The 11,566-nt window shown below is 72.9% G+C and carries 16 protein-coding genes and 1 pseudogene; 7 read left to right on the top strand and 10 right to left on the bottom strand.

Going from position 1 to position 11,566, the window contains the following annotated elements; translation table 11 throughout:
- The 4 genes and pseudogenes from HDR73_RS05740 to HDR73_RS05725 form a co-directional block, all read right to left on the bottom strand.
- A pseudogene (locus HDR73_RS05740) lies at positions 1-333 on the bottom strand (hypothetical protein); the annotation flags it as partial.
- On the bottom strand, positions 330-971 hold the full coding sequence (locus HDR73_RS05735) for an ABC transporter ATP-binding protein (protein WP_012299825.1): 642 nt from the start codon (positions 969-971) through the stop codon (positions 330-332). The pseudogene HDR73_RS05740 and the gene HDR73_RS05735, both read right to left, overlap by 4 nt.
- Positions 972-1,014: 43 nt before the next feature.
- Entirely contained in the window at positions 1,015-1,317 is a 303-nt protein-coding gene (locus HDR73_RS05730; RefSeq protein WP_012299824.1) for a Dabb family protein, read from the bottom strand.
- 34 nt (positions 1,318-1,351) lie between these two features.
- On the bottom strand, positions 1,352-1,615 hold the full coding sequence (locus HDR73_RS05725) for a glutaredoxin family protein (RefSeq protein WP_041465053.1): 264 nt from the start codon (positions 1,613-1,615) through the stop codon (positions 1,352-1,354).
- A 25-nt stretch (positions 1,616-1,640) separates the two neighbouring features.
- Here HDR73_RS05725 and HDR73_RS05720 point away from each other — a divergent pair, with 25 nt between their 5' ends.
- A complete protein-coding gene (locus HDR73_RS05720; RefSeq protein WP_223842656.1) occupies positions 1,641-2,456 on the top strand; it encodes an HAD family hydrolase in 816 nt (271 codons plus the stop codon).
- Positions 2,457-2,574: 118 nt separating this feature from the next.
- On the opposite strand, the gene HDR73_RS05715 is transcribed toward HDR73_RS05720, so the two are convergent.
- From HDR73_RS05715 to HDR73_RS05705, 3 genes are all read right to left on the bottom strand, one after another.
- A complete protein-coding gene (locus tag HDR73_RS05715) occupies positions 2,575-2,673 on the bottom strand; it encodes a 30S ribosomal protein bS22 (protein WP_003792170.1) in 99 nt (32 codons plus the stop codon).
- Positions 2,674-2,747: 74 nt separating this feature from the next.
- On the bottom strand, positions 2,748-2,987 hold the full coding sequence (locus HDR73_RS05710) for a helix-turn-helix domain-containing protein (protein WP_012299821.1): 240 nt from the start codon (positions 2,985-2,987) through the stop codon (positions 2,748-2,750).
- 122 nt (positions 2,988-3,109) lie between these two features.
- The gene (locus HDR73_RS05705; RefSeq protein WP_012299820.1) at positions 3,110-3,655 is read right to left on the bottom strand and encodes an ArsR/SmtB family transcription factor; all 546 of its coding nucleotides are present in this window, start codon (positions 3,653-3,655) and stop codon (positions 3,110-3,112) included.
- 79 nt (positions 3,656-3,734) lie between these two features.
- On the opposite strand from HDR73_RS05705, the gene HDR73_RS05700 reads away from it, so the two are divergent.
- Together HDR73_RS05700 and HDR73_RS05695 are read left to right on the top strand one after the other, a co-directional pair.
- Entirely contained in the window at positions 3,735-5,159 is a 1,425-nt protein-coding gene (locus tag HDR73_RS05700) for a TrkH family potassium uptake protein (protein WP_012299819.1), read from the top strand.
- A gap of 53 nt (positions 5,160-5,212) precedes the next feature.
- Positions 5,213-5,881: a potassium channel family protein gene (locus HDR73_RS05695; protein ID WP_012299818.1), complete on the top strand. Its 669-nt coding sequence runs from the start codon at positions 5,213-5,215 to the stop codon at positions 5,879-5,881.
- A gap of 48 nt (positions 5,882-5,929) precedes the next feature.
- On the opposite strand, the gene proC is transcribed toward HDR73_RS05695, so the two are convergent.
- A complete protein-coding gene (proC, locus tag HDR73_RS05690) occupies positions 5,930-6,820 on the bottom strand; it encodes a pyrroline-5-carboxylate reductase (RefSeq protein WP_086935919.1) in 891 nt (296 codons plus the stop codon).
- A gap of 131 nt (positions 6,821-6,951) precedes the next feature.
- Between proC and HDR73_RS05685 the strand changes: the two genes are divergently transcribed.
- Positions 6,952-7,869, top strand: a complete 918-nt coding sequence (locus tag HDR73_RS05685) for a cation diffusion facilitator family transporter (protein ID WP_041464691.1) — start codon at positions 6,952-6,954, stop codon at positions 7,867-7,869.
- A 488-nt stretch (positions 7,870-8,357) separates the two neighbouring features.
- On the opposite strand, the gene tadA is transcribed toward HDR73_RS05685, so the two are convergent.
- Entirely contained in the window at positions 8,358-8,798 is a 441-nt protein-coding gene (gene tadA / locus HDR73_RS05680) for a tRNA adenosine(34) deaminase TadA (RefSeq protein WP_174270100.1), read from the bottom strand.
- Between the two features lie 68 nt (positions 8,799-8,866).
- Here tadA and upp point away from each other — a divergent pair, with 68 nt between their 5' ends.
- The 3 genes from upp to HDR73_RS05665 all read left to right on the top strand — a co-directional run bounded on the left by upp (position 8,867) and on the right by HDR73_RS05665 (position 11,452).
- Positions 8,867-9,505 (top strand): uracil phosphoribosyltransferase, encoded by a 639-nt coding sequence (upp, locus tag HDR73_RS05675; protein WP_041464689.1) that lies wholly within the window; start codon positions 8,867-8,869, stop codon positions 9,503-9,505.
- 393 nt (positions 9,506-9,898) lie between these two features.
- The gene (locus HDR73_RS05670) at positions 9,899-10,675 is read left to right on the top strand and encodes a winged helix-turn-helix domain-containing protein (protein WP_041464688.1); all 777 of its coding nucleotides are present in this window, start codon (positions 9,899-9,901) and stop codon (positions 10,673-10,675) included.
- A 309-nt stretch (positions 10,676-10,984) separates the two neighbouring features.
- Positions 10,985-11,452 carry a MarR family winged helix-turn-helix transcriptional regulator gene (locus tag HDR73_RS05665; protein WP_012299812.1) on the top strand — a complete coding sequence of 156 codons (468 nt, stop codon included), beginning with the start codon at positions 10,985-10,987 and terminating at the stop codon, positions 11,450-11,452.
- Here HDR73_RS05665 and HDR73_RS05660 read toward each other — a convergent pair.
- On the bottom strand, positions 11,449-11,566 hold a 118-nt coding region (locus tag HDR73_RS05660; RefSeq protein ID WP_287136286.1), incomplete at its 5' end, for an integrase core domain-containing protein. The genes HDR73_RS05665 and HDR73_RS05660 overlap by 4 nt on opposite strands.

The raw sequence follows: 11,566 nt of genomic DNA, 5'->3' as shown, positions 1-11,566 counted from the left end.
CGCGAGCACGCTCCGGCGCGCCAGCCCGCTGCCGGCGAGCGCCGCGGTGAGGAACGGGGACAGCAGCGCCGGGCCCCGCGCGCCGCCGGCCATCACGAGCGTGGTGGCCGCGAGGCCGACGACCGCGGCGGAAGCCTGCGGCCCGAGGTCGCGGAGGGCGGCCGCCGCATCCGGCTCCGCGAGCTCCAGCACGATGGCGCGCAGCACCGGCACCCCCACGATGAGCACCGTGAGCGCCCCCGCGTACAGGACGTAGGCGAGGTCCATCGGGGTCGCGCCGCCACGCTCGCGGCGCAGGGCCCGGACCGTGCGGAGGACGCGCCGGGTGCTCACGCGGCGTCGCCGACGAGCGCGATCGACCGGTGCGCCACCGCCTCGCGCAGCGTCGGGCTGTGGGTGGCGAGCACGAGCGCGCGGCCGTCCTCGAGCTCGGCGCGGAGGATCCCGATCGCCAGCTGCAGCCGGTCGGGATCGAGCCGCTGCTCCGGCTCGTCGAGCAGCAGGACGTCGTAGGGCCGCACCGTCGCCATCGCCAGCGCCGCGAGCTGCGACTGCCCGGACGACAGCTCGTGCGGGAACCGGCGGGCGAGGGGCGCCAGCCGCCACCGCTCGAGGTGCACCGCGGCGCGGTCCCGGGCGGCCGACGCGTCCATCCCCCACGTCGCGGCGATGACGGCGAGGTGCTCGGCGAGCGTCAGGTCGCGCGCCACGGGCGGGTGCCCGATGGATCCCGACACCGCGCGCCGGAGGGCCGCGTCGCGTTCGTCGACCGGACGGCCCTGCACGCGCGCGGTCCCCGTGCTCGGCCGCGTGAGCCCCGCGACGACCCGCAGCAGGGTGGTCTTCCCGGCGCCGTTCGGCCCGGTGACCGCGAGGGCCTCGCCGGGCGCCGCCGTCAGGTCGGTCGGATGCAGGAGCGGGATCCCGTCGACGACCACCGACACCCGCTCGACCTCGACGGCATCCCCCATCCGGCCATCCTCCCGTACGTCGCGGGCGGGCCGGCGGCCGGAGTCACACCTCGAAGTCGACCGAGGCCGCGGAGCCCACGAGGCCGCGCACGACGGCGGCGACGCGCTGGTGCTCGGGGTGCACGTCGTACGCGTCGAGGGCGGCCCGGTCGTCGAAGTCGGCGATCAGCACCACGTCGTGGCTGCGCGCGGAGCCGACCACGTCGCGCCCCACCTGGAACGAGCGGATGCCGGGCACGAGGCCGGGCAGCGTCCCGAGCACCTCCGCGATGCGCGCGGCGTCGCGGTCGATGGCGGCGGGATCACGGTCGGCGAGCTTCCAGGAGACGACGTGGCGGAGGGTCATGCACCGACCCTATCCGCAGTCGACCGGGCCACGGTCAGCGCTCGACGAGCGCCTGCCGGAGCCGTTCGGCGTCGATGCGCCAGTAGTTGTGCACGCGACCGTCGATCAGCAGCACGGGGATCTCCTCGGCGAACCGGTCCGCGAGCGCCGGGTCGTCGAGGATGCTGCGCTCCTCCAGCGTCACCTCGGCGGCGCGCGTCGCGTCGAGGCCCTCGAGCACCTGCGTCACCACCCCGCGCGCATCGTCGCAGAGGTGGCAGCCGGGCTTGCCGACGAGGGTGAGGACCGTTGCGCTCATCCGCCCAGCGTAGGCGAGGCCGCGGATGGCCCCGCCCGCGGCCCTGCCCGCCACCCGACCCAGGAGCGTCGCCTACGCTGACCCGATCATGGTCGAGCAGGCGGGCACCCCGATCCTCGCGTTCTTCGACGTGGACAACACCCTCATCCACGGCGCGAGCGCGTTCCATCTCGTGCGCGGGCTCCGCTCGGCCGGCCTCCTCACGGTGCGCGACATCGTCGGGTCCGGATGGAAGCACGCGCGCTTCAAGGCGCGCGGCGAGAACGACCGGCACCTCGCGTCGGCGCGCGCCCGCGGCCTCGAGGTCGTGACCGGCGTCACTGTGGCCGACATGGCGGTGCTCGCGGACGACATCTACGAGCAGCACACCGCGCCGATGGTCTGGCCGGAGACGCTCGGCCTGGCGCGGGAGCACCTCGCGAAGGGCCACCAGGTCTGGCTGGTCACGGCGTCGCCGTCGTTCCTGGCCGACGTCATCGCCCGGCGCCTCGGCCTCACGGGAGCGCTCGGCACCGTGCTCCAGGTGCGCGACGGCGCGTACACGGGCCGCCTCGAGGGCGAGTTCCTGCACGGCGCGCACAAGGCCGCCGCCGCGCGGGGCCTCCTCGCGCGGACAGGCGCGGACGCCGCCGAGTGCTGGGCGTACTCCGACTCGCGCCACGACATCCCGCTGCTCTCGCTCGTCGGGCGCCCGGTCGTGGTGAACCCGGACCGGGCGCTCGCGGCCCACGCGCGGGGATCCGGCTGGCCGTCGATGCGGCTGTGGCGCCAGAGCATCCGCGACGCCCGCAGGCGCGTGCGCCGCGAGGCCGCGCAGGCGGACGGGCCCGCCCGGAACTGATCGGCCGCACGCCCCCGCACCCCGAACGCCGCACCCTCGACGCACGAAGAGGACGCCGCCCCGTCACCGGGCCGGCGTCCTCTCGATCGCGTGCGGCGCCCTCGTGGACGCGTGCGCTCTACTTCTTGTTGCGGCGCTGGTGGCGCGTCTTGCGAAGCAGCTTGCGGTGCTTCTTCTTCGCCATGCGCTTGCGACGCTTCTTGATCACTGAACCCATAGGGGCACCTCATCTGTTGCCGGACGGAACACGCGGGCACTGGGAGGACCCGCGGAAAATAGCCTCAGAGGAGTCTAGCCGACATCCGACATGCCGGAGTGACGCGAGGCCTCCCCGGGCTGGCCGGGCACCGCGTTCGACGGGTCGATCGCGGCGAGCACGGCGGACTCGGGCACGCGGAACGAGCGGCCGAAGCGGATGGCGGGCAGGTCGCCCGAGTGCACGAGGCGGTAGACGGTCATCTTGGAGACGCGCATCATCTCGGCCACCTCGGCCACCGTGAGGAATCGGACGTCGGACAGGTCACGCGACATGGGCGGATCGACTCCTCGTTCTGCGTGACCGGCTCACGGACCTCGTAGCCCCCGCGATGCGGGCGCTGGTGCGCGATTCTAGGGGTCCGGGTGGACGCGTGTCCATCGTGTCACATCCTGCATCACGCGTCCCGCGAGTTCCCCGGCTTCCTGCCGCGCAGCCGACCGAGGCCCGCCTGGCCCGCGCTGCCCGCGACGCGCGTCGCGTCGTGCACGGCGGCGGCCGCCTGGTAGCGGGTGTCGGCCCAGATCCGGCCGAGGGACGCGGCGAACGGGTAGCCGGCCGGATCGCCGTCGTCGTCCCCGTCGGGGTCGGCGGACAGGCCGCCGCCGAGCAGGCCCGTGTCGGGATCCGCGTGCCCGTCGTCGGAGGCCTCGTCCTGGTCGTCGTCGACGAAGGGCGCGACCCAGGCGTCCAGCGCCTCGAGCGGCGCGGACTCCAGCCGGTAGTAGCGGTGCTGCCCCTCCTCGCGAACCGAGACCAGGTCGCTGTCGCGCAGCACGCGCAGGTGCTTCGACACGGTCGGCTGGCTGATCCCGAGCGTCTGCACGAGCTCCGAGACGCTGATCTCCCCGGTGGGCGCCTCGGGCACCGCGCGTCGGTCGAGCAGCACGCGGAGGAGGTCGCGCCTCGTGGGATCCGCCACGACGTCGAAGATGTCAGCCATGCCCGAAGGGTATTCCGTCCCGCGCTCGCAGTACCATGGCGATCCGGGCCACTGCGCCTCTCGGAGCGGACAGGGGACCATGCGCGTCAGGCCGGATCACGGACGTCCCCTCCTCGGGCGCATCCGCGACTTCCTCGACTACTTCGCGCACTCCACGCCGGCCCGCTTCGCGATCCTCATATTCGCCGCGCTCGTCCTCACGCTGACGACGATCCTCATGCTCCCCGGCATGACCTCCACCGGCGACACCGCGCCCTTCGCCGACGCGCTCTTCACGGCGGTATCCGCCATCTGCGTCACGGGCCTCGCGACGGTCGACATGGCCACGTACTGGACCCCGCTCGGCCACGCCTTCATCGCGCTCGGCGTGCAGATCGGCGGCATCGGCGTGCTCACCCTCGCGTCGATCATGGGCCTCATCGTGTCGCGCCGCCTCGGGCTCAAGGCGCGGCTCATGGCGGCGAGCGACAGCAACCCGCTGCGGATCCACCACGGCCCCGTCGCCGAGGGCCAGGCCGTGAAGCTCGGCGAGATCGGCACGCTGCTGCTCACGGTCGCGATCAGCGCCCTCGTCATCGAGCTGTCCATCGCGGCGCTGCTGTTCCCGCGGATCCTGCTGGAGGGCATCCCCGTCGGCCAGGCCGCGCTCGACTCCTTCTACTACTCGCTCATGGCGTTCACGAACACGGGCTTCGTCTTCAGCGAGGCCGGGTTCGAGCTCTACCACCAGGACTACTGGTTCCTCAGCCTGCTCATGATCGGCGTCTTCCTCGGCAGCATCGGCTTCCCCGTCATCTACGCCGTGTACCGCGGCTGGCGCAAGCCGCGGCGCTTCTCGGTGCACGTGAAGCTCACGCTCTGGACGTCGCTCATCCTCATCGTGCTGGGCACGCTCGCCTACGTCGTGCTCGAGTGGGACAACACGAAGACGTTCGCGCTCATGGACCCGGTGCAGCACGGCTTCCAGGCCCTGTTCCTCTCCGTGATGACGCGCTCGGGCGGCTTCTCGACGCTGGACATGGCCGACTTCGGCAACGCGAGCCTGCTGGTCACGGACATGCTCATGTTCATCGGCGGCGGATCTGCGTCGACCGCAGGCGGCATCAAGGTCACGACCCTGGCGATCCTGTTCCTCGCGGCCTTCGCCGAGGCCCGCGGCAGCGAGTCGATGGAGGTGTTCGAGCGCCGCATCCCGAGCGATGTGCTCCGCCTCGCGGTGAGCATCGTGCTCTGGGGCGCGACGACTGTGGCGCTCAGCAGCATCGTGCTGCTGCAGATCTCCGGCGAGCGCCTCGACTACGTGCTCTTCGACGCCATCAGCGCGTTCGCCACCTCGGGGCTCAGCACGGGCTTCACGGCCGAGGCGTCGGATCCCGCGAAGTACGTGCTCGCGGCCACCATGTTCCTGGGGCGCGTCGGCACCGTGACGCTCGCGGCGGCCCTCGCCGCGAGCACCCGCCGGCAGCTCTTCCAGCGCTCCGAGGAGCGGCCGATCGTCGGCTGAGCCGGCACCCGGCACGATCCGACCACCGCGAGACCCGATCAGAGAGGCCCCTCATGGGCGAACGCATCCCCCACAACGCCCCCGTGCTCGTGATCGGGCTCGGCCGCTTCGGCGCCGCGACCGCGGGCCAGCTCGCCCGGCTCGACCGCGAGGTGCTCGCGATCGACGCGAGCGAGGGGCTCGTGCAGAAGTGGTCCGACCGGGTCACCCACGCCGTGCAGGCCGACGCCCGCAACATCGAGGCGCTGCAGCAGCTCGGCGCCAAGGACTTCTCGATCGCGGTCGTCGCGGTGGGGTCGTCCATCGAGGCGAGCGTGCTCATCACCGCGAACCTGGTGGACCTGAAGATCCCGCAGATCTGGGCCAAGGCCATCAGCCAGTCGCACGGCAAGATCCTCGAGCGCATCGGCGCGAACCACGTCATCTACCCGGAGGCGGAGGCCGGCGAGCGCGTGGCGCACCTGGTGTCCGGGCGGATGCTCGACTTCATCGAGTTCGACGACGACTTCGTGCTCGCGAAGATGTACCCGCCGAAGCCCATCCGCGGGATGACGCTGCTCGAGTCGGCCGTGCGGCGGCGCTACCGGATCACGGTGGTCGGCGTGAAGACGCCGGGCAAGCCCTTCACCTACGCCACCTCGGAGACGCTGGTCTCGAACCACGACCTCATCATCGTGTCGGGCACGTCGGCCGACATCGAGAAGTTCGCGTCGCTGTCCTGACCCGCGGGCGGGCGGAGCAAGTCGGGCCGGGCCTGGCCGGGCGCGGGATCAGCCGGCCGCGAGCTCGCGGGCCCGGGCGAGCGCGGCGTCGGTCGCGCGGTCGAAGAGGCCGGACAGTCCAGCCGCCTGCAGCACCTCGACGGCCCGCTCGGTCGTGCCCTTGGGGCTCGTGACACGGCGGCGGAGCTCGGCGGGATCCACGTCGGACGCGGCGAGCAGCTCCACCGCGCCGCGGAACGTGCCCTGCACGAGCACGCGCGCCTCGTCGGGGCTGAAGCCCTTCGCCTCGGCGGTGCGGGTCAGCTCCTCGATGAGCAGGAAGACGTAGGCGGGGCCGGATCCGGAGATCGTGCTGAGCGCGTCGATGCGCTCCTCGGGCACCTCGACCACGTCGCCGACGGTCGCGAACACCGCCCGGGCGAGCGCGCGGTCCTCCTGCGTGGAGCGCGTGCCCGCGGCGAGCCCGGTGACCCCGCGGCCGACGAGCGACGGCGTGTTCGGCATCGAGCGGAGCACTGCCACGTGGTCGGGCAGCAGCGACTCGAAGGTCGCGATCGTGACGCCGGCCGCCACGCTGATCACGAGCGCCCCGGCATCCAGGTCGTCCGCGATCTCGCGCAGCAGGTCGGGCACCATGTGCGGCTTGACGCCCACGATGACGACGCGCGCGCCGCGGACCGCGCGGCGGTTCGCGTCGGCGTCCTCCTCGACGCTCGCTGCCGCCACGCCGTCCCGCTCGCCGAGCGCCGCGGCGCTGGCCGCCGAGCGGGTGGTCACGCGCACGTCGCCGTCGACCTCGACGCCCGGCTGCAGCAGGCCGCCGAGGATGGCGCCGTTCATGGATCCGGTGCCGAGCATCGCGAGCGACGGGAGGCGGACGGCCTCGGCGGGAGCGGACATGGCGGGAGCGGACATGGCGGGGTGGGAGGCGTCGGGCATGCGTCGATCCTAGGGATCAGGTGCCGCGCGGTCGGGCGGTCGGCGGGGACGGCCGCGTGGCTAGGCTGAGGCGACCGGGGCATGCGCGCCCGGGCGGCCCGAGCCGCCTCGCCGGTCGAGGAGGTCCGGCCTTGAGCGAATCCCACGGCAGCAAGGCGATCTTCGCCGCCCTCGCCGCGAACGTCGGCATCGCGATCACGAAGTTCGTCGCCGCGTTCTTCTCGGGCTCCTCCTCGATGCTGGCCGAGGGCGTCCACTCGCTCGCCGACTCCGGCAACCAGATCCTTCTGCTCATCGGCGGCAAGCGCGCCAAGCGCATGGCGGACGAGGAGCACCCCTTCGGCTACGGCCGGGTCCGCTACGTCTACGCGTTCATCGTCTCGATCATCCTGTTCTCGGTCGGCGGCGTGTACTCGCTGTACGAGGGGATCCACAAGATCGAGCACCCGGAGCCGCTCGACGTGCCGTGGCTGCCGATCGTCGTGCTCGTCATCGCGATCGGCCTCGAGTCGTTCTCGCTGCGCACGGCCATCACGGAGTCGAACCCGCTGCGCGGCACGCAGACGTGGGTGCAGTTCGTGCGCCGCGCCAAGAGCCCGGAGCTCCCCGTCCTGCTGCTCGAGGACACGGCCGCGCTCTCCGGCCTCGTGTTCGCGCTGCTCGGCGTCACGGCCTCGATCATCACGGGCGACGGGATCTACGACGGCATCGGCACCCTCCTCATCGGCGTGCTCCTGGTGGCGGTCGCGGTGATCCTCGGGGTCGAGATGAGCAGCCTCCTCGTCGGCGAGGGCGCGTCGAAGCCCGACCTGGCTGCCATCCGCGCGGCCATCACCTCCGGACACGAGGCCGAGTCGATCATCCACATGAAGACGCTGTACCTCGGCCCAGACGAGCTCCTCGTCGCCGCCAAGATCGCGATGCCCGCCACCAGCTCGCTCGGCGACCTGGCCGCGGGGATCGACGCGATCGAGCGCCGCGTCCGTGAGGCCGTGCCGGTCGCCCGCGTCATCTACCTCGAGCCCGACGTGCGGGTCGCGACGCGCTGATCCGCCCGTCCCGCGGCGGCGCCGTGGAGACGCCCGCGCTGTGCAGGGGCCGATCCGCCGCAGCGTGCGCGCTGCGACCATGACGGCCGGACGGGTCACGCGGCCCGCACGTCGCGGACGCTCGAGCACGCCGCTCGGGGCGCGGCCGACAGAGGAGACCGAAGTTGACGCGTGCGATGAGGGCCGCGGCCGCGGCGACGGCGCTCGCCCCGGGACTGCTCCTCCCGGCGACCGGCGCCGCCCAGGCGGACACCCGGCACGCGCCGACCGGCACCCCCGCGCGCGTGCCCGGGGAGCGCGCCGCCGGAGACCTCACGGCGCAGGAGCGCCGGCATGCTCGGGCGGGGGACGGACGCGACGGGGGCCGGGACCACGAGCAGCACCAGCCGCATCAGGGGCGCATCTGCGTAGGCTGCGCAGGCTGATCCGGGCACCGCGCCCGGCTCCGCACTCGCCTCCTCCATGCGGGCGGCGATCCCGACACCGGATCAGGCGTCGGCGCGACGGTCCGCGAAGAAGTCGTCGAGCACAGCGGCGCACTCGGCCGCGAGCACACCCGCGAACACCTCGGCGCGATGCGGCAGCCGGCGATCGCGCAGCACGTCGTACAGGGATCCGGCCGCGCCGGCCTTCTCGTCCCACGCGCCGAACACCACGCGCGGCACCCGGGCCGCGAGTATCGCGCCCGCGCACATCACGCACGGCTCGAGCGTGACCACGAGCGTCGCGCCCACGAGGTGCCGGTCGCCGGTCGCCTCGGCTGCAGCACGCAGCGCCTCCACCTCGGCGTGCGCGGTGGGATCCTGCCTGGCCTCGCGGAGGTTGCGCCCGCGCCCGATGACGACCCCCGCCGCGTCCACCACGACCGCCCCCACGGGCACGTCTCCGGTCTCCGCGCAGGCCCGGGCCTCGTCGAGCGCGACGGCCATCCAGCGCTCGTAGTCGCCGGGGACGGGCAGGTCCAATCGCGATCCCCCTTGCTGGTTGAATGGAGCCTATGCGAGTCCACGTAGCCGACCACCCGCTCATCACGCACAAGCTGACGGCGCTGCGGGACCGCACCACCCCCTCCCCCGTGTTCCGCAGCCTGGCCGACGAGCTCGTCACGCTCCTCGCCTACGAGGCCACCCGCGACGTCCGCGTCGAGACCATCACGGTGCAGACGCCGGTCGCCCCCGCGGAGGGCCTCACCCTCAGCGACCCGAAGCCGCTCGTCGTCCCCATCCTCCGCGCCGGGCTCGGCATGCTCGACGGACTGATGCGCCTCATGCCGAGCGCCGAGGTCGGCTTCCTCGGCATGGTGCGCAACGAGGAGACGCTGCAGCCGGACATCTACGCCGAGCGCCTCCCCACCGACCTCTCCAACCGCCAGTGCTTCGTGGTGGATCCCATGCTCGCCACGGGCGGATCCCTCATCGCCGCCATCGAGTACCTCTTCGACCGCGGCGCCGTCGACGTCACCTGCATCTGCCTCATCGCCGCGCCCGAGGGCCTGAAGGCCGTCGAGGAGGCGACCGCGGGCCGCGAGGTCACGATCGTGCTGGGCGCGCTCGACGAGAAGCTCGACGAGGTCGGCTACATCATCCCGGGCCTCGGCGACGCGGGCGACCGCCTGTACGGCACCGCCGCGCACTGACCCGCGTCCCGCTCCATCCGGCGTCCGTCTCCCCGCGGAGATGGGCGCCGCTGTCCGTGCACGCACGATTCCTGCGCGTCCCGCACGATTCCGGTCGCTGCTGTTGACACGGGCGCACGGATCCGTGCAAGCTCTCCCCATGACTCCGAACGCGCACGTCCTGACCTCCTCCGAGGCCTCGGGAGTCGCCGGCATGATGATGCCCGGCCGTGTCGCGATGTCCTGTCGAATGTCGGCCTGAGCCGCCACCTTCGCCTGAGCGGTCCCGCGACGCGTCCGTCGCCGACCCTCCTCGCCGTCCTCGGCGCATCCGCCCCCTGAGGCGTCTCGCACTCCCCTGAGGTCCCGCGCAACCCAGCTGCGCCGCACCCGCATCATCACAAGGACTCCGCCATGTCGCTCGCGACCATCGACCCCGCCCGCACCTCCCTCCGATCCGCTCCCGCCGCTCCCGTGCTGCGCGCCGCGACGCCGCTCGCCCCGCCGCTCCGCCGCCCGCAGGCCGTCCCCGCACCGACCACAACGTCCGCCGCGCCCGCTCGTCCGGCCCGCCTGCGCGCCGTGCCCGAGGGCACCGAGGCTCGCGGCTTCGCCATCTACGTCGGCCTCGACGAGCTGAAGGCGTCCGCCGCCGGCACCGACCTCGGTACCGTCGTCGCCGCGCTCAAGCGCCTGGCCGCCGAGCTCGCCCCGGGCGTCGAGACGCACGCCGCCGTCGCCCTGGCCCCCGAGGGCGCCGGCGGCCGCGACATCGACGTGGTCCGGCTCGCGCTGCAGGATCCCGCGGCCGTCGCCCAGCACCGCGAGCAGCCCGAGGACGACGACCGCGTCGACGGCGGTGTGACGGTCGACCTCTCCCGCAAGCGCGTCGTGCTCGACGGCGAGACGGCCCCGCTCACCTACAAGGAGTTCGAACTCCTGCAGTACCTGGTGCTCCGCGAGGGACGCACCATCGAGCGATCGGAGCTCATCTCCTCGCTGTGGTCCGCCGCGGACGAGGACGACGTGCCGAACGAGCGCACCATCGACGTGCACGTCCGCCGGCTGCGCTCCAAGCTCGGCCGCTACGAGGAGATCGTCCGCACGGTGCGGGGCGCCGGCTACCGCTTCGACCGGCACGCGGACGTGGCCGTCCACCACGCCAGCACGCAGTCGCCCGACCTGTTCTGAGGCGCCGCCCCGAGGCGGCCGTTCGGGCTCAGCCTGCCCTTGCGGAGCTGTCGGCGATCTCCCAGCAGATCGGGCCGCTTCGAGGTAGCGGGGCGTTACGGGATCGTTATACAGTCATGTCGTCCCACCGTTTGCTGTGGCGGTGGAGACGGAATGTGATTGCAGGACACTCCTGGTGCAAGGGAGAGGGCCGGCCCCATGCCTCTGGGGTCGGCCCTCAGTCATGTCCGGCGCGGATCCGCCCCGGGCACTCCCGGGATCGCCGCTCAGTAGACTTCCGTCGGATGCGTGCGCCCGATCCACATCGCGATGCGCACCGGACGAGGAGGCCTGGTGGGCGAGACAGCGGACGCCGTGCGGGCGTGGGAGTCCCTGTTCCGCGCGCAGGTCAGCGTCATGCGACGCCTCACCGCCGAGTTCCCCAGCCGTGAGCTCTCGTTCAACGAGTACGACGTGCTGTTCAACATCTCGCGCCAGCCCGAGGGGCGCCTCCGCCTGCGCGACCTCAACCAGCATGTGCTGCTGACCCAGCCCAGCGTGAGCCGGCTCATCGACCGGCTCGTGGCGCGGGGCCTCGTCGTCAAGTGCGGCGACGAGAGCGACGGCCGGGCCACCATCGTGCGGCTCACCGACGTCGGCGACGCGGCCTTCCGCGCGGTCGCGCGCGTGCACATGGAGTCCATCGCCTCGACCGTGGGCGGGGCGCTCACGCCGGACGAGCTGAACACGCTGCGCGCACTCACCGACAAGCTGCGCGGGAGCGTCGCCGAGGCCTAGTTGTAGTTCCCAGTGAGGTTGTGAACGCGTTCGGCGGGCGTGAGTCCGCCGATGCCGGTGTGGGGGCGGTGGTGGTTGTAGTGATGCAGCCAGGCAGGGTAGGTCGCGGCGCGG

Source organism: Clavibacter sp. (assembly GCF_014802555.1).
GTDB classification, from domain to species: Bacteria; Actinomycetota; Actinomycetes; order Actinomycetales; family Microbacteriaceae; genus Clavibacter; species Clavibacter sepedonicus.
Note: the sequence above shows the minus strand (reverse complement) of the source record. Positions and strands in the feature narration are given on the sequence as shown.

Excerpts from the sequence above, each read along its gene's own strand:
- HDR73_RS05735 (WP_012299825.1), bottom strand. The coding sequence starts at position 971 with ATGGGGGATGCCGTCGAGGTCGAGCGGGTGTCGGTGGTCGTCGACGGG.
- HDR73_RS05730 (WP_012299824.1), bottom strand. The coding sequence starts at position 1,317 with ATGACCCTCCGCCACGTCGTCTCCTGGAAGCTCGCCGACCGTGATCCC.
- HDR73_RS05725 (WP_041465053.1), bottom strand. The coding sequence starts at position 1,615 with ATGAGCGCAACGGTCCTCACCCTCGTCGGCAAGCCCGGCTGCCACCTC.
- HDR73_RS05720 (WP_223842656.1), top strand. The coding sequence starts at position 1,641 with ATGGCCCCGCCCGCGGCCCTGCCCGCCACCCGACCCAGGAGCGTCGCC.
- HDR73_RS05715 (WP_003792170.1), bottom strand. The coding sequence starts at position 2,673 with ATGGGTTCAGTGATCAAGAAGCGTCGCAAGCGCATGGCGAAGAAGAAG.
- HDR73_RS05710 (WP_012299821.1), bottom strand. The coding sequence starts at position 2,987 with ATGTCGCGTGACCTGTCCGACGTCCGATTCCTCACGGTGGCCGAGGTG.
- HDR73_RS05705 (WP_012299820.1), bottom strand. The coding sequence starts at position 3,655 with ATGGCTGACATCTTCGACGTCGTGGCGGATCCCACGAGGCGCGACCTC.
- HDR73_RS05700 (WP_012299819.1), top strand. The coding sequence starts at position 3,735 with ATGCGCGTCAGGCCGGATCACGGACGTCCCCTCCTCGGGCGCATCCGC.
- HDR73_RS05695 (WP_012299818.1), top strand. The coding sequence starts at position 5,213 with ATGGGCGAACGCATCCCCCACAACGCCCCCGTGCTCGTGATCGGGCTC.
- proC (WP_086935919.1), bottom strand. The coding sequence starts at position 6,820 with ATGCCCGACGCCTCCCACCCCGCCATGTCCGCTCCCGCCATGTCCGCT.
- tadA (WP_174270100.1), bottom strand. The coding sequence starts at position 8,798 with ATGGCCGTCGCGCTCGACGAGGCCCGGGCCTGCGCGGAGACCGGAGAC.
- upp (WP_041464689.1), top strand. The coding sequence starts at position 8,867 with ATGCGAGTCCACGTAGCCGACCACCCGCTCATCACGCACAAGCTGACG.
- HDR73_RS05670 (WP_041464688.1), top strand. The coding sequence starts at position 9,899 with ATGTCGCTCGCGACCATCGACCCCGCCCGCACCTCCCTCCGATCCGCT.
- HDR73_RS05665 (WP_012299812.1), top strand. The coding sequence starts at position 10,985 with ATGCGCACCGGACGAGGAGGCCTGGTGGGCGAGACAGCGGACGCCGTG.